We start from the raw sequence: 14,088 nt of genomic DNA, 5'->3' as shown, positions 1-14,088 counted from the left end.
GGTGGACCACCACCGGTCCCGTTCGGCATGCTGGACTCGGTGACGCACCGATAAGAGGAGACCGCCATGAGCGCACTCACTGTCGATCCCGGGCCGGGCCATGGCCAGGACTGGGACGACCTCGTCCGGATCTGGGAGGAGACGGACGCACCCGAGGGCTGCAAGGTGGAGATCATCGAGGGGATCGTCACCGTGTCGCCACCGCCGTCCAAGGACCACAACACCACTGCGGAGCTGCTTCAGCGCAAGCTGTACTCCGTCATCCCGGAGGACTGGGGGATCTACCAGACCCTCGGCGTCTCCGTGCCAGGGCGGGCGGGCGTCTACATCCCTGATCTCGTCGTTGTGCCGCGCGCGGTGGCCACCGGGCCGGGGAACCGCGTGCCCGCCGAAGAGGCCCTGCTCGTCGTCGAGATCACCTCGCAGGCCAACGCCAACCACGACCGCGTGAAGAAGGCCGATGGATACGCGAAAGCCGGCGTCGAGCTCTTCCTGCTGCTGGATCCCTGGCACTCGGGCCGCCCGACGGCCACGCTCTACGGTGATCCCGCCCACGGCACCTACCGGGTTCTCGAAGCGGTCGAATACGGCGGCAAACTCACCCTCCCCGAGCCGTTCAAGCTGGAAGTGGACACCGGGATCTTCCCCGTCAGCTGAGACCCGCCCCGCCCCGGCCGATGAGTTTCGGGGGTTCCGTCGGTCTCCCTGGTGTGGATGCCGTGACCCCGTACGCCCTCGTCCTCACCGGCCGGATCACCCGCGCCGATGTGCCGGGCCTCTGCGCCCGGCTGGAGGCGCTGCTCGCCCGCGCTCCCGGGGCCGCCGGGGTGGACTGCGACGTGGGCGGTGTCGTGCGCCCCGATCTCGCCCTGGTCGAGGCGATAGCCCGGCTGGGGCTCGTCGCGCGCAGGGGCGGCGCGGAGCTGCGGCTGCGCAACGTCCCGGCCGAACTCGGGGCGCTGCTCGACCTGGTGGGGCTGGCCGAGGTCGTCGGAAACCTCAGGCCCGCCCCGGAATGAACGGCGCTCAGCGGGCCGTGGCGCGGTCACGCACCACGAAGGTGGAGCAGTAGACCTGCCTTGCCCAGCCACAGCGTCGCCGCCCAGCCACCCGCCACCAACAGGGCCCAGCCGATCACCACCGGACCTCTCACCGTCACGCGTCGGCATCCAGATGGCCGGGGAGCCCGAACAGCGGGAACCAGCGCGGGGTGTCCAGGAAGCAGTGCATCCCCGTGATGGCACCGTCCGAGATGTCGATGACCTGCACCGCCCACGGCACGAAGCCCGGCCCGTCCGGATCCGGCTTGTAGTGCGCGAAGGCCGGCGTCCCGTTGGCCCGGGTCGCCACCAGCCGGGAGCCCGCGCAGCTCGCACCGATGCTGAGCATGAAGCCGGTGATGTCGTCGTGCCCCTGGAGCCAGAGGTCGAACGGCGGCATGGTCATCACGGCGTCCTCATGGAGCAGCGCCGTCAGCGCCGCCATGTCGTACCCCTCGAACGCCGCCACATAGCGGTCCAGCAGCTTGCGCTGCTCGTCGTCCAGCGGATTCGAGGTGTCCGGCGCCGCGCTCTCCGTGTCGGAGAGCGTCGCCCGGGCACGCTGCAGGGCGCTGTTGACCGAGGCGACCGTGGTGTCGAGCAGCTCGGCGACCTCGCTCGCCCTCCACGCCAGGACCTCGCGGAGGATCAGCACCGCCCGCTGCTTGGGCGGCAGATGCTGGAGCGCGGCGACGAACGCGAGGCGCACCGACTCACGGGCCACGGCCGCCTCCGCCGGGTCGGCCACCGAGGGCAGGATGCGCCCGTCCGGCATGGGCTCCAGCCAGGTGTTCTCCGGGAGCGGGTTCAGCGCGGCCTGGGCCAGCGGCGTCGGGCCGGTCAGATCCACCGGCCTGGCCCGCTTCCTGCCCGCGTTCAGCATGTCCAGGCAGACGTTCGTCGCGATGCGGTACAGCCAGGAGCGCAGCGAGGAACGGCCCTCGAACTTGTCGAAGTTGCGCCAGGCACGCACCAGCGTGTCCTGGACCGCGTCCTCCGCCTCGAAGGCCGAGCCGAGCATCCGGTAGCAGTAACCGGTCAGCTCGACCCGGTGTCCCTCCAGACGGCTGTCGATGTCAGCCGTCGCTGTCTGATCACTCATCGCTCCACCCCTGTTGCGCTGTGACACCGCTCACTCAGCACTGTGGAAGCTACCGCAGGGCACTGACAACCGGGGCGGTAAGCATGGAAACCGCTGCTCAGGTGCCGGGCTTGCGTCCGTAGACGTAGACGTCGTCGCCGTTCTTCAACAGGTTCCAGTATGACTTCGCGTCCCCCGGGCGCATGTTGACGCAGCCCGCCGACCCCGGGTTGTTGTACATGGACTTGGTGACCGAGTGGAACGCCTGACCGCCGTCGAAGAACTGGGCGTACGGCATGCGGACGTCGTAGAGCGTCGACCAGTGGTCGATGTTGCGCCAGTAGATCTTCTTCGCGCCGGTCCGCGTCTCCGCGCCGTTACGGCCCGTGCGCACCGGCACCGGGCCGAACTTCAGCTTGGACCCGTCCTGGATCCAGCTCAGCTGCCTGGTCAGGTCGACGCACGCGATGCGCCCCTTGTTCGTGGGGCACTTCTTCGCCTTGTTCGGGGTCTTACCCGCGGCCTTCTGCGCGTTGATCGTCTTCATCGTGCGCCAGGTGACCGGGCCCGCGTACCCGATGGCCGGGGTGATCCCCTTCCCCACCTGGAACGAGCGGATGGCCTTGCAGTCGGCCACCGACTGCTTACCGTCGGCCGTCCGCCCCAGCCACTTCTCCACCTGCTTCTGGTACGGCCCCTTCGCCGCCGTGCAGGACGCCGCCTGGGCGGCCGTCCCGGTGCCCAGGACGATGGCCGGTGCGGCCACCAGACCTGCGACGGACAGCACGGCCCCGCGCCGCACCCCTGCGCCGCGTATCTTCCCCATGATTCCCATGTACGCCTGCTCCCCTTCGCGTCGTCCGCGGTGTGTGACTCCGCTTGTTGGACGTGCGTCGGGGAGCAGCGGTTGTGCGGGGGCAGGTCTCAGTTCGGCACGGCTGCCGGGGACGCGGCGCGGAGCCGCTCCGTCCGGGCCGCCCGCGACCCGAACAGGGTGATCGACAGGACGCCGAGGACCGCCAGGACCCCCAGCACGACCGTGCCGGCCCAGCCTCCCGCGTGGAAGGCGACGGCGCCGAGCGTGCCGCCCGCGCTGGAGCCCAGGTAGTACGCGGACTGGTAGAGCGCCGAGGCCTGGGCGCGGCCCGACGTCGCCGTACGGCTCACCGAGGACGAGGCGACCGCGTGCCCGGCGAAGAAGCCGGCCGTGATCAGGACGAGCCCGGCCAGGACGGCCGCCAGCTGGTCGGCCAGCGAGAGCAGCAGGCCCGCGGCCGTCGTGGAGACGGCGAGGTAGAGCGCGCCCCGGCGGCCCAGCCGTGCGACCAGCCGGCCCGCGGCGGCCGAGGAGACCGTACCGACGAGGTAGACCAGGAAGACCGAACCGACGATGCCCTGGGGGAGGCCGAAGGGCGCCTCGACGAGCCGGTAGCCGATCACCGTGTAGACCGCGCCGAACACCGTCATGAACAGGGCGCCGATCGCGTACAGCCGGCGCAGCAGCGGGTTGGAGAGGTGGCCGGTGACGGTCCTGGCCAGGGCCTTCGGGTTGAGCGAGGCCGGGCTGAAGTGCCGGGCCTGGGGGATCATGAGGTGGAAGACCACCGCGCAGGCCACGGCGAGCAGCCCGATCGCGCCGAGCGCCATCCGCCAGCCCCACAGCTGGGCGACCCAGCCGGCGAGGATGCGGCCGCTCATGCCGCCGATGCTGTTGCCCGCCACGAACAGGCCGATCGCGGCCACCAGGGCCTTGGGCCGTACCTCCTCGGCCAGATACGCCATCGCGGACGCGGGCAGCCCCGCCAGGGCCGCTCCCTGGACCGCGCGCAGCGCGATCAGCCAGCCGAGCGACGGAGCGAAGGGCACCAGCAGCCCGATCACCACGGCCACCGCCAGCGAGGCCGTCATCATCTGGCGCCGCCCGAAGCGCTCGGAGAGAGCGCTCAGCGGCAGGACACACAGGGCCAGGGCGCCCGTCGCCGCGGAGACCGTCCAGCTCGCCTGGCCGGCCGTCGCGCCGAAGGACGCGGAGACGGAGGGCAGCAGGGCCTGGGTGGAGTAGAGGAGGGCGAAGGTCGCGATCCCCGCCGCGAAGAGCGCGAAGCTCATCCGGCGGTAGCCGGGACCACCGGGTGCGAGGCGGTCCGGGGCGGCCGCGGAGACGGCGGCGGTGGCCGGAGGGACGACGGCGGCGGATGACGGAACGGCGGCGTCCAGCACGATGGTGGACGCCCCGGTACTGGCAGGAGGCATACGGCGAACGTAGACCGCGAGGTTTCATGCGTCCAATGCATGAAACCCTCATAATCGTTCCCATGGTGCATCAATACAGCTCACAGCCACGGCTGTCACCGAGCAGTTACGAAGAAGACATCCGGGCCGTGCTCGCGCCACGCCTCGCGTACTTCGAGGCGGTGGCCCGGCACGAGCACGTCACCCGGGCCGCGCACGAGCTGGGCGTCCCGCAGTCCACGCTGTCCCGGGCCATGGTGAGGCTGGAACAGGACCTGGGCGTCGCCCTGTTCGCCCGCCGGGGCCGCACCGTCTCGCTCACCCCCGCCGGCCGCACCTTCCTCGGCTCGGCCGAACGCGCGCTGGCCGAGGTGGAGAAGGCCGCCGACTCCGTACGCGCCGACGCCGACCCCACGGCGGGCAAGGTCGCCTTCGGCTTCCTGCACACCATGGGCTCCGAGACCGTGCCCGCCCTGATCCGCGCCTTCCGCGTCGACCACCCCCGGGTCCGGTTCCAGCTCGTCCAGAACTACGGCGAGGCGATGATCGAACGGCTGCGGGCGGGCGGCCTCGACCTCTGCCTCACCTCGCCCGTCCCCGACGCCCCGGACCTCGTCGCCCGCCGCCTCGACGAGCAGCGGCTGCGCCTGGTGGTCCCCGACGACCACCGGCTGGCGGGCCGCCGGCGCATCCGCCTCGCCGAGGCCGCCGACGAAACGTTCGTCACCCTCGAACCCGGCTACGGGCTGCGGCGGATCACCGACGACCTCTGCGCCGAAGCCGGATTCACCCCGCGGATCGCGTTCGAGGGCGAGGAGGCGGAGACGCTGCGCGGCCTGGTCGCCGCCGGCCTCGGGGTGGCGCTGCTGCCGCCGCCCGCCGTCGCCCGCCCCGGCGTGGTCGAGCTGACGGTCACGGCGCCGCGCGCGGCCCGCGAGATCGGGGTCGCCTGGCTGGACGGCCACCCCGACACCCCGCCGGTGGCCGCCTTCAAGCGCTTCCTGCTGTCACGCCGGGGCAGCCTGCTGCCGGACTGAGCCCGCCGGCAGGCGCTCAGTGCCGCAGCGAACGGCCGAACCCCGCCGCCAGCGGCATCCGCAGCCCCAGCGGCGGCGGAGCGGCGAACGCGTCGGCGACCGGGCGCGCGTACGACCGGGCGAACAGCGATCCCCGTACGAAGTCCGAAGCCAGCGCCATCACCTCGGACCGGTGCTGGCGCAGGGCGTGCCCGTCCGAGTGGACCTCGAAGCGGCAGGTGTCCCGGTTGGACTTCTTGGCCCGCTCGGCCAGCCGGTAGGAGAGCTCCGGATCGGTCCGCGCGTCGTTCGTACCGTGCACGATCAGGACCCGGCGGCCCGCCAGATGCCTCACCGGTTCGGGTTCGGGATCCGTGCCCTCCGGGAGCCAGGGGGCCATCGCCAGGACGGAGTTGACGGCGGCGTGCCCGGCGCCGCGCAGGGCCGCCCGGCCACCCATGCCGTGACCGACCAGGCACACGGGGATGTCCCCGTAGCGGCGTACGACCTCGTCGGCCGCCCAGTGGGCGTCGGCCGCCGGATCCGCGCCGGAGTTCCAGCCCCGGGTGCGGTAGCGCACGACGTGCACCGCGAGCCCGTCGTCCCGGCCGCCGCGGGCCAGGGTCCGGGCGAACGGCAGCTGCGCCGCGTACGAAAGGGTGGAGGGACGGCGCCGCGAGTCGGTCTCGCCGTCCGGGAGCAGCAGGACGACGCCGCTGACCTCGGGTGCTGCTCCGGCCGTGAGAACGGCCCGTCCCAGCCTGGCGGCAGGCAGGGGAAGTGCGCGCTGTGGCATGACAGAACAGTGTCAGAAGGCCAGGTGTATTCCACCCGGCTTCGCGGTCACTGTTACGCATCGGCGGCCAGCGCTCTACGCGCGTAGGCGCTACAGTGCCCCAATGACGAGCCAGACCCTGAACGTCCCCGGTCCCGACCAGATCCGCCGTGCGCCCAAGGTGCTCCTCCACGACCATCTCGACGGTGGGCTGCGCCCCGGCACCATCGTCGAGCTGGCCCTGGAGCAGGGCTACGACGCGCTGCCCGAGACGGAGCCCGACAAGCTCGGCGTCTGGTTCCGCGAGGCCGCCGACTCCGGTTCGCTGGAGCGCTATCTGGAGACGTTCGCCCACACCTGCGCCGTCATGCAGACCCGTGACGCGCTGTTCCGGGTGGCCATGGAGTGCGCCGAGGACCTCGCCGAGGACGGTGTCGTCTACGCCGAGGTGCGCTACGCGCCCGAGCAACACCTCACCGCCGGCCTGACCCTCGAAGAGGTCGTCGAGGCGGTCAACGAGGGATTCCGTGAGGGTGAGCGCCGCGCCCGCGCCGCCGGCCACCGCATCCGCGTCGGCGCCCTCCTCACCGCGATGCGGCACGCCGCCCGCGCGCTGGAGATCGCCGAACTCGCCAACCGCTACCGCGACCTCGGTGTCGTCGGCTTCGACATCGCGGGCGCCGAGGCGGGCTACCCGCCCACCCGCCACCTGGACGCCTTCGAGTACCTCAAGCGGGAGAACAACCACTTCACCATCCACGCGGGCGAGGCCTTCGGCCTGCCGTCGATCTGGCAGGCCCTGCAGTGGTGCGGCGCGGACCGGCTCGGCCACGGCGTCCGCATCATCGACGACATCGAGATCGCCGACGACGGCAGCGTGACACTGGGGCGCCTCGCCTCGTACGTACGCGACAAGCGGATCCCGCTGGAGCTCTGCCCGACCTCCAACCTCCAGACCGGCGCCGCGGCCTCGTATGCGGAGCACCCCATCGGGCTGCTCCGGAAGCTGCATTTCCGCGCCACCGTCAATACGGACAACAGGCTGATGAGCGGGACGAGCATGAGCGGAGAATTCGAGCGGCTGACCGAGACTTTCGGATACACGCTCGACGACATGCAGTGGTTCACAGTCAATGCGATGAAATCAGCGTTCATTCCTTTCGATGAACGTTTGGCGATGATCAACGACGTCGTGAAGCCCGGGTACGCGGAGCTGAAATCCGAGTGGCTCTTCCGTCAGACGGCTGTGACCAGTGGGTCTTCGTCCCTCGCGGGCTGAGTGAACGAAAAGCGAAACGGCCGGGAGCGCCATCTCCCGGCCGTTTTTCGTGTCTCGGCATGTTTGCGGGAGGAGCGCGGGGATGACTACGTTGCAGAGCCGCTCACATCCCCTTCCCCAAGGATGAATTTCACATGAAGCAGTCTGCTGTCAGGACCCTCGGTGTCGCCGCTCTCGGTGCCGCTTTCGCCGCCGCCGGCGCGGGCAGTGCCTCCGCCGTCGCCCTGCCCGTCGACGCCGCCGCGGCCGCCTTGCCCGCCGGTGTCGCGCTCGACTCCGTCAGCGACGCGCTGCCCGTCGTGGAGCAGGCGACCGGCGGACTCTTCGACCAGCAGAAGCAGCGCGGAGGCAGCGAGCTCACGGCGCCCGGCACCAACCTGCTCGGCGGCCTGCCCGCGGGCGGCCTCACCGGTGCCCTGCCGTTCGGCGGCTGATCACCGCACACGCATGTGGGGCGCACACCCGGACCGGGTGTGCGCCCCACAGGTGCTTCTCCCCGTGGTCCGGACGGTCACCAGGCCGTCGCGGCCGGGCTCTTCTCCGACGGCAGCAGGACCCACAGCGCCAGGTAGAGCAGGAACTGAGGGCCGGGGAGCAGGCAGGAGACGAGGAAGATGATGCGCATCGTCCCTGCGGAGGTGCCGAAGCGCCGTGCCAGCGCTGCGCACACTCCACCGATCATGCGTCCTTCACGCGGGCGGGCAAGTGCGGCCATGGTGGGCTCCTTCGCGAACCGTTTCGGGGAGCAGCTCCGTCGTGCCCCCGGTACCTCCATGGTGGCCCCGGTGAGGAGGACAAAACATCGCTCTACGGTGCGATACCGACCCTGGTAATCGTCGGGGTGGACCCCTGAGGGACCTCACCCCGGGACGACAGCGCCCCGATCCTGGACAGGTCGCCGGCCCCCGCCCGGTTGCCCCTGCGCAGCCGCGACCGCGACAGCGGGACGACCAGCAGATGCGCCAGCGCGACACCCGTGGTGTTCAGCAGCAGCGAGTCCACGTCGACGACCTGGCCGGGCACCCCCGTCTGCGCCAGCTCGATGGCCATCGACATCAGCGCGCCCGCCGCGACCGTACGGGCCAGCGAGGCCCACGGGGAGACCAGCAGCCTGCCCCCGGCCATCGGCAGCAGTATGCCCAGCGGTGCCAGCAGCAGAAGACCCTCACCGATGCGGCGCACCGCCTCGGCGGGGCCCAGGGCCAGGTCCGCCCTGATCCCGGCGAACGGCTGGAAGTTCGCGGCGGTCACCCAGGGCACGTCCAGCGGGCGCAGCGTCAGCCAGCAGACGAACAGAAGATGCGCGAGGAGGAGGAATACCCCCGCCGCACGGAAGCGGATGACGGCCGGGCCGTCCGAACTGTGACGCACGTGCACCAAGACGCCACGACCGGCAGGATCGGTTCCGTCCGGTTCCGGGAAGCTCTGTGACGAGCGGCACGGCTGCCCCGGCACCCGAGGGACGCGGGGCGGCCCCGGAACCTCAGGACAGCCCGACCGCACCCAGCGTGGGTACCTCACCGGGCAGACTCTTCGTCTCCGAGGTGCACAGATACCCCCGCGGGGCGTAGTTGCCGGGACCGCCGAGCAGCACCGACCCCCCGGAGCCGAGCGACTCGCTCTCCGCGTACGAACACACCACCTGCGCCAGCGCCTCCGCCGGCAGGTCGTCCGGCTGCTCGCTGAGGCGCAGCGTGCCCTCCGGGTCGCCCTTGTGGGCATCGGTGACCCGCAGCGCCGCCGGGACATCGGTCGAGAAACCAGCACGCCGCTCGGCGGCGTCCGGGTCCCGCTGCAGCTCGGCGAGGAGCGCCTGCGCGATCAGCAGGCGACCGGACCGCGACTCGTCGACCGCGACCGAGCGTTCCACCGTCACCAGCTGCGAGGCGCAGACCAGATAGACCCGTACGGAGACGTTCCCCGGCGGCGGCGCGGTCGCCTCCGCCGACGCCGTCCGGCACGGCATCCGGGACGGGGCCGCCCCGGCGTCGACCGGCACCGACGTGGAGCGGATGCCGCAGCCCCCGGCCAGCGCCGCACAGGCCACCACGGCGGCCAGCGCCGCGACGGCCCGGCGCGGCCCCCGCCGGCCCCTGTGCGGTGCGCCGTAAGCCCGCTCGCTGCGCATCACGTGGCGTCGCCCTTCTCGTCACGGTCCGGGTCGTCGTCCGGCCCCTGGGACCCGCTCAGCCGCTCCGCGTCACGGGGGAGCCGCAGCACGAACACCGCGCCCTCGCCGTCCGGCAGGTTCGAGGCCGTGATGTCACCGCCGTGGATGTGCGCGTTCTCCACCGCGATCGACAGGCCGAGCCCACTGCCCTCGGAGCGCGGGCGGGAGGCGCTCGCCTTGTAGAAGCGGTCGAACACGTGGGGCAGGACCTCCTCGGGGATGCCGGGGCCGTGGTCGCGTACCTCGATGACCAGGTCGTCCTCGTCGGTCCGTACGGACACCCGGACCGGTGACCCGCCGTGCTTGAGCGCGTTGCCGATCAGATTCGCCAGGATCACGTCGAGCCGGCGCGGATCGAGCCGCACCATGATGCCGCGCTCCGCGTCCAGATCGACCGCGTCCAGCCAGGCGCGGGCGTCGATGCAGGCGGTCACCTGGTCGGCGACGTCGACCGTGTCCAGGACGAGGCGGGCCGTACCGGCGTCGAAGCGGGTGACCTCCATGAGGTTCTCGACCAGGTCGTTCAGCCGCCGGGTCTCGCTCACCACCAGGTGCACCGCCGGAGCGATCATCGGGTCCAGGCTGTCCGCCTCGTCCTCCAGCACCTCGGCGACCGCCGTGATCGCGGTCAGCGGGGTGCGCAGCTCGTGCGACATGTCGGCGACGAACCTGCGGCTCGACTCCTCCCGCGCGCTCATGTCCGCGACCTTCTTCTCCAGGGAGCTCGCGGCCTTGTTGAACGTATGGGAGAGATCGGCGAGTTCATCGGTGCCGGAGACCACGAGACGGGTGTCGAGCTTGCCCTCGCCGAGTTTGCGGGCCGCGTCGCCGAGCCGCTGCACCGGCCGCAGCACCGTCGTCGCCGCCGCCTGGGCGAGGAGGGCCGAGCCGACGAGGGCCAGCGCGGTGGCGATCCCCAGGGACCAGGCCAGCGAGTTGAGGTCCTCGCGCTCCGGATCGAGCGACTTCAGCATGTACCCGGCGGGACCACCGCCGATGATCTTCGTCCCGGCCACCAGGTACGGGGTGCCGCCCAGCGTCGTACGCTGCCAGAACAGGTGGTACTCAAAGGTGTTGGCGGACGTCAGCGGCTGCTTCTTGTTCACCTGCTTCTGCAGCGAGGCGGGCACATCGGCCTTGGTGAAGGCGTCGAGGTCGGAGGACCCGGTGACGGGTTTGCCCTCGCGGGTGCCTATCAGTAGCACGTGGTAACCCGGGCCGCTGCTGGCCATCTGCTCGGCGGCGTCCCGCAGATCGACCGCCGTCGGCTGCAACGGCAGCGAGGCCGCCTGGTTCTGCATCTGGCGGCGGAAGTCGCCGAGCGCCGTGTCCTGCGTACGCGTCAGGACCGCCTCGCGGTTGAGCCAGTACGCGATGCCCGACGCGGACACCGCCGCCGTCAGGGCCACCAGCACGAACACGATCAGCAGCCGCAGCCGCAGGCTGGTCCAGCGAAGACCCGCGAGTATGGAACGCTTCGCGGAATCGCTCACTGAGGCGAGTCCAGCCGGTAACCCACGCCCCGCACGGTACGGATCAGGGTCGGCGAGGACGGCACGTCCTCCACCTTCGCCCGCAGCCGCTGCACACAGGCGTCCACCAGACGCGAGTCACCGAGATAGTCGTGCTCCCACACCAGGCGCAGCAACTGCTGCCGGGACAGCGCCTGTCCCGGCCGGCGGCTCAGCTCCAGCAGGAGTCGCAGCTCGGTCGGCGTGAGCTGCAGGTCCTCCCCGTTCTTCGTGACGGTCATCGCCGAACGGTCGATGACGACACTCCCGAACGTCGCGGAGTCGGTGGACTCCCTCTCCCCACGGCGCAGGACCGCGCGGATACGGGCGTCGAGCACCCGGCCCTGTACGGGTTTCACCACATAGTCGTCCGCGCCGGACTCCAGTCCCACCACGACGTCGATGTCGTCGCTGCGCGCGGTCAGCAGAATGATCGGCAGTTGGTCGGTGCGCCGGATACGCCGGCACACCTCGAACCCGTCGATCCCGGGCAGCATCACATCCAGCACGACCAGGTCCGGCCGCTGCTCCCGGAGCAGCTCCAGGCCGTCCTCTCCCGTCGCCGCGGTGGCCACACGGTGGCCCTGGCGTGACAGCGAGAGTTCGAGGGCCGTGCGGATGGCGTCATCGTCCTCGATCAGCAACAGGAAAGGCACAGGGGCCATTCTGGCCCATGGTGGTGCCACGTTTCGACAATCCCCCCGACTTGATCCGCCGACTTGAGTCCCGACATGCCCTGTGACAGCCCTGTGACAGTCGGGGGACAGCGCCATGAAACTGCCCCGGCAAGCTCGTTGGCAGACGGAACGAACGGACTCCACCGATGGGGGGCGCCAGATGAACGCACTGCACAGCACCACCTCAAGCGCAGTTGTCACGCGCCTTCACGACGTCGGGCGGAGCCCGGAGAAGTCCGGCGTCGGGGGACGGGGGCGCGCACGTGGCGCCGGGCGTCAGCATGCGTCGTACCTGACGATGGTCGACGCGACCGCGGGGGAAAACGGGGGAAGCGCGTACGGGGAGGGCTCGGGGGAGCGGAAGCCCCTGGACCGGCAGGAGGACGCCGAAGCGGCGTTCACCGCCTACGTCCGGGAGCGCCGTGCCTCCCTGTACGCGACCGCCTACCACCTGACCGGCGACCGGTTCGAGGCCGAGGACCTGCTGCAGAGCGCCCTCTTCTCGACGTACCGGGCGTGGGACAGGATCAGCGACAAGGCGGCCGTCGGCGGATACCTCCGCCGCACCATGACCAACCTGCACATCAGTGCGTGGCGCAGGCGCAAGCTCAGCGAATACCCGACCGAGGAGCTGCCGGAGACGGCGGGCGACACGGACGCGATGCGCGGCACGGAACTGCGGGCGGTGCTCTGGCAGGCGCTCGCACGGCTGCCGGAACTCCAGCGCACGATGCTGGTCCTCCGCTACTACGAGGGCCGCACGGACCCGGAGATCGCGTCGATCCTCGACATCAGTGTCGGCACGGTGAAGTCGAGCATCTGGCGGTCGCTCCGCCGGCTGCGCGAGGACGAGGTCCTCAGCTTCGGCCGTGACGAGGAGGAGTCCTTCGGCGAGCTGGTGGCCTGAGGTCTACGGGGGGCACGGGGGAAACGGGGTCCGGGGGGGACCACGGGGGAAACGGGGTCCGGGGGGACCACGGGGGAAAAGGCCGCGGCTTCGGGGGAGGCGGCGGTACGGGGGAGAGCGCAGCGGGGGCGGACAGGCCGGGGGGTCCTGTCCGCCCCCGCCGCGTTTTGCCGGTCCCGTGCTCCGGTTGCTAGTTCGGCACCCGGCTGCGCGGGGCCCGGCAGCGGCCCGCCGCGGCGTCGGCCAGTCTGCCCAGGGCCTCCTGCTTGGCGCAGGGGTACGCGCCCAGTGCCGCCTGGCGGGCCACGATGCGGCGTTCGGCGCGCATCAGGCGCCAGCCGCGGCGCAGCAGGAACGGCACCGACTTGCGGCCCTCCCGCAGGTCCCGCACCAGTCGGCGGCGGAACGTCGTCGACGGCCGGCCGCGCAGGCACAGCGCGTCGGCGAGCAGGCCCAGGTCCTGGCAGCGCTCCACGATGTCGGCCGCGAAGATGCCCTCCGCGACGAAGAGCGGCGTGCGCTCGATGTCGAGCGTCTCGCGGCCCGTCCGTGAGCTCGTGGCGATGTCGTACAGGGGAACGGACGTACGCCCCGTGCGGCACAGCTCCGCTATGGCCGCGACCGCACTGTCCGCGTCCCAGGAGAGCGCCGAGTCCCAGTCGATGTCCGCGCTGCCGGTGACCCGGGGCAGTGTCGGATCGTTCGCCTCTTTGTAGAAGTCGTCGAGGCGTAGCACCGGGAGACCGCTGCGGGCCGCGAGGGACGACTTGCCGGAGCCGGACGGACCGGCGAGCAGCACGACGCGCGTGGGGATCGGTTGGGAACTCACAGAACAGAAGTGTGAGGCATTGACCCGCGAAGGGGATCCCCGGGAGGGCCTGTTGGTATCCAGCATCACACCTCAATTACTCTGCGCGCACGGATGATTACTCGACACGTCCCGATCAGGTGGGAAAACATGGCACGTCATGCACTGTCCAAGCCCCGGCACCGCGCTCTGCTGCGCGCCGGGCTGACCCTCACCGCGCTGGGCGCGGCGATCGGCGCGGGAGGCGCGGCCGCTCAGGCCGCTCCGCTGCCCGCCCCGCCCGCGACCGGCGCGGACACCGCGGACAGCACTCTCGCGGCGGTCGGCGACGCGGCCGCGCCCGCGCTGACCAGCGCGCTCGGATACGGGCTCGCCGGGGCCGTCAAGCCCGTCACGGACCTTCAGATCGACCCGCTGGCCGGCACCGGCGTGGACCCGCTGGACAACGCGGTGGGGACGCAGGTCGCCGACTTCAAGCCGGTCACCACGGCGCTGGTCACCGACCCGGTGACCAGCGGCGCCTCGCTCGGTGATCTGCCCGTGGCCGGGGAGGCGACCGCCCTGGTCACCGGCTGAACCGACGGGTGACATG

17 protein-coding genes are annotated in these 14,088 nt (G+C 71.4%); 7 read left to right on the top strand and 10 right to left on the bottom strand.

From position 1 onward, the window contains the following. Nucleotides 1–66: 66 nt before the first annotated feature. Nucleotides 67–657, top strand: coding sequence for a Uma2 family endonuclease (locus ACIRD8_RS07095; protein ID WP_403987391.1), 591 nt, complete (start codon nt 67–69; stop codon nt 655–657). Between the two features lie 20 nt (nt 658–677). Further along, the gene (locus ACIRD8_RS07090) at nt 678–1,019 is read left to right on the top strand and encodes an STAS domain-containing protein (protein ID WP_403987388.1); all 342 of its coding nucleotides are present in this window, start codon (nt 678–680) and stop codon (nt 1,017–1,019) included. A gap of 136 nt (nt 1,020–1,155) precedes the next feature. Here the strand turns inward: ACIRD8_RS07090 and ACIRD8_RS07085 are convergent, their stop codons facing one another. The 3 genes from ACIRD8_RS07085 to ACIRD8_RS07075 all read right to left on the bottom strand — a co-directional run bounded on the left by ACIRD8_RS07085 (nt 1,156) and on the right by ACIRD8_RS07075 (nt 4,374). Further along, a complete protein-coding gene (locus ACIRD8_RS07085; RefSeq protein ID WP_403987386.1) occupies nt 1,156–2,142 on the bottom strand; it encodes a sigma-70 family RNA polymerase sigma factor in 987 nt (328 codons plus the stop codon). Between the two features lie 97 nt (nt 2,143–2,239). Further along, nucleotides 2,240–2,956, bottom strand: coding sequence for a L,D-transpeptidase family protein (locus ACIRD8_RS07080; RefSeq protein ID WP_403987383.1), 717 nt, complete (start codon nt 2,954–2,956; stop codon nt 2,240–2,242). Between the two features lie 89 nt (nt 2,957–3,045). Next, on the bottom strand, nt 3,046–4,374 hold the full coding sequence (locus ACIRD8_RS07075) for an MFS transporter (protein WP_403987380.1): 1,329 nt from the start codon (nt 4,372–4,374) through the stop codon (nt 3,046–3,048). Between the two features lie 62 nt (nt 4,375–4,436). On the opposite strand from ACIRD8_RS07075, the gene ACIRD8_RS07070 reads away from it, so the two are divergent. After that, nucleotides 4,437–5,390 carry a LysR family transcriptional regulator gene (locus tag ACIRD8_RS07070; protein ID WP_403987377.1) on the top strand — a complete coding sequence of 318 codons (954 nt, stop codon included), beginning with the start codon at nt 4,437–4,439 and terminating at the stop codon, nt 5,388–5,390. 16 nt (nt 5,391–5,406) lie between these two features. Here the strand turns inward: ACIRD8_RS07070 and ACIRD8_RS07065 are convergent, their stop codons facing one another. Next, nucleotides 5,407–6,165 (bottom strand): alpha/beta hydrolase, encoded by a 759-nt coding sequence (locus tag ACIRD8_RS07065; RefSeq protein ID WP_403987374.1) that lies wholly within the window; start codon nt 6,163–6,165, stop codon nt 5,407–5,409. Nucleotides 6,166–6,268: 103 nt separating this feature from the next. Between ACIRD8_RS07065 and ACIRD8_RS07060 the strand changes: the two genes are divergently transcribed. Together ACIRD8_RS07060 and ACIRD8_RS07055 are read left to right on the top strand one after the other, a co-directional pair. Then, nucleotides 6,269–7,423 carry an adenosine deaminase gene (locus ACIRD8_RS07060; protein ID WP_403987371.1) on the top strand — a complete coding sequence of 385 codons (1,155 nt, stop codon included), beginning with the start codon at nt 6,269–6,271 and terminating at the stop codon, nt 7,421–7,423. Nucleotides 7,424–7,557: 134 nt separating this feature from the next. Then, on the top strand, nt 7,558–7,857 hold the full coding sequence (locus ACIRD8_RS07055; protein WP_403987368.1) for a hypothetical protein: 300 nt from the start codon (nt 7,558–7,560) through the stop codon (nt 7,855–7,857). A gap of 77 nt (nt 7,858–7,934) precedes the next feature. On the opposite strand, the gene ACIRD8_RS07050 is transcribed toward ACIRD8_RS07055, so the two are convergent. The 5 genes from ACIRD8_RS07050 to afsQ1 form a co-directional block, all read right to left on the bottom strand. Beyond that, complete coding sequence (locus ACIRD8_RS07050; protein WP_403987365.1) at nt 7,935–8,138, bottom strand: PspC domain-containing protein; 204 nt, start codon at nt 8,136–8,138, stop codon at nt 7,935–7,937. 92 nt (nt 8,139–8,230) lie between these two features. Next, entirely contained in the window at nt 8,231–8,800 is a 570-nt protein-coding gene (locus tag ACIRD8_RS07045) for a VanZ family protein (protein ID WP_403987362.1), read from the bottom strand. 106 nt (nt 8,801–8,906) lie between these two features. Beyond that, the gene (locus ACIRD8_RS07040; protein WP_403988671.1) at nt 8,907–9,551 is read right to left on the bottom strand and encodes a hypothetical protein; all 645 of its coding nucleotides are present in this window, start codon (nt 9,549–9,551) and stop codon (nt 8,907–8,909) included. Beyond that, the gene (locus ACIRD8_RS07035; RefSeq protein ID WP_403987359.1) at nt 9,551–11,086 is read right to left on the bottom strand and encodes an ATP-binding protein; all 1,536 of its coding nucleotides are present in this window, start codon (nt 11,084–11,086) and stop codon (nt 9,551–9,553) included. Before ACIRD8_RS07035 ends, ACIRD8_RS07040 begins: the two co-directional genes overlap by 1 nt. Further along, nucleotides 11,083–11,760: a two-component system response regulator AfsQ1 gene (gene afsQ1, locus ACIRD8_RS07030; protein WP_015578482.1), complete on the bottom strand. Its 678-nt coding sequence runs from the start codon at nt 11,758–11,760 to the stop codon at nt 11,083–11,085. Before afsQ1 ends, ACIRD8_RS07035 begins: the two co-directional genes overlap by 4 nt. A gap of 181 nt (nt 11,761–11,941) precedes the next feature. On the opposite strand from afsQ1, the gene ACIRD8_RS07025 reads away from it, so the two are divergent. After that, on the top strand, nt 11,942–12,688 hold the full coding sequence (locus ACIRD8_RS07025) for a SigE family RNA polymerase sigma factor (protein ID WP_403987356.1): 747 nt from the start codon (nt 11,942–11,944) through the stop codon (nt 12,686–12,688). 190 nt (nt 12,689–12,878) lie between these two features. Here ACIRD8_RS07025 and ACIRD8_RS07020 read toward each other — a convergent pair whose 3' ends face one another. Next, nucleotides 12,879–13,583 carry a uridine kinase gene (locus tag ACIRD8_RS07020; protein ID WP_403987353.1) on the bottom strand — a complete coding sequence of 235 codons (705 nt, stop codon included), beginning with the start codon at nt 13,581–13,583 and terminating at the stop codon, nt 12,879–12,881. A 63-nt stretch (nt 13,584–13,646) separates the two neighbouring features. Here ACIRD8_RS07020 and ACIRD8_RS07015 point away from each other — a divergent pair, with 63 nt between their 5' ends. Beyond that, complete coding sequence (locus tag ACIRD8_RS07015; protein ID WP_403987350.1) at nt 13,647–14,072, top strand: hypothetical protein; 426 nt, start codon at nt 13,647–13,649, stop codon at nt 14,070–14,072. Nucleotides 14,073–14,088: the final 16 nt, after the last annotated feature.

It is taken from the genome of Streptomyces sp. NPDC102451, assembly GCF_044765485.1.
Classification (GTDB): Bacteria; Actinomycetota; Actinomycetes; order Streptomycetales; family Streptomycetaceae; genus Streptomyces.
Note: the sequence above shows the minus strand (reverse complement) of the source record. Positions and strands in the feature narration are given on the sequence as shown.

Excerpts from the sequence above, each read along its gene's own strand:
- ACIRD8_RS07095 (WP_403987391.1), top strand. The coding sequence starts at position 67 with ATGAGCGCACTCACTGTCGATCCCGGGCCGGGCCATGGCCAGGACTGG.
- ACIRD8_RS07090 (WP_403987388.1), top strand. The coding sequence starts at position 678 with ATGAGTTTCGGGGGTTCCGTCGGTCTCCCTGGTGTGGATGCCGTGACC.
- ACIRD8_RS07085 (WP_403987386.1), bottom strand. The coding sequence starts at position 2,142 with ATGAGTGATCAGACAGCGACGGCTGACATCGACAGCCGTCTGGAGGGA.
- ACIRD8_RS07080 (WP_403987383.1), bottom strand. The coding sequence starts at position 2,956 with ATGGGAATCATGGGGAAGATACGCGGCGCAGGGGTGCGGCGCGGGGCC.
- ACIRD8_RS07075 (WP_403987380.1), bottom strand. The coding sequence starts at position 4,374 with ATGCCTCCTGCCAGTACCGGGGCGTCCACCATCGTGCTGGACGCCGCC.
- ACIRD8_RS07070 (WP_403987377.1), top strand. The coding sequence starts at position 4,437 with ATGGTGCATCAATACAGCTCACAGCCACGGCTGTCACCGAGCAGTTAC.
- ACIRD8_RS07065 (WP_403987374.1), bottom strand. The coding sequence starts at position 6,165 with ATGCCACAGCGCGCACTTCCCCTGCCTGCCGCCAGGCTGGGACGGGCC.
- ACIRD8_RS07060 (WP_403987371.1), top strand. The coding sequence starts at position 6,269 with ATGACGAGCCAGACCCTGAACGTCCCCGGTCCCGACCAGATCCGCCGT.
- ACIRD8_RS07055 (WP_403987368.1), top strand. The coding sequence starts at position 7,558 with ATGAAGCAGTCTGCTGTCAGGACCCTCGGTGTCGCCGCTCTCGGTGCC.
- ACIRD8_RS07050 (WP_403987365.1), bottom strand. The coding sequence starts at position 8,138 with ATGGCCGCACTTGCCCGCCCGCGTGAAGGACGCATGATCGGTGGAGTG.
- ACIRD8_RS07040 (WP_403988671.1), bottom strand. The coding sequence starts at position 9,551 with ATGCGCAGCGAGCGGGCTTACGGCGCACCGCACAGGGGCCGGCGGGGG.
- ACIRD8_RS07025 (WP_403987356.1), top strand. The coding sequence starts at position 11,942 with ATGAACGCACTGCACAGCACCACCTCAAGCGCAGTTGTCACGCGCCTT.
- ACIRD8_RS07020 (WP_403987353.1), bottom strand. The coding sequence starts at position 13,583 with ATGCTGGATACCAACAGGCCCTCCCGGGGATCCCCTTCGCGGGTCAAT.
- ACIRD8_RS07015 (WP_403987350.1), top strand. The coding sequence starts at position 13,647 with ATGGCACGTCATGCACTGTCCAAGCCCCGGCACCGCGCTCTGCTGCGC.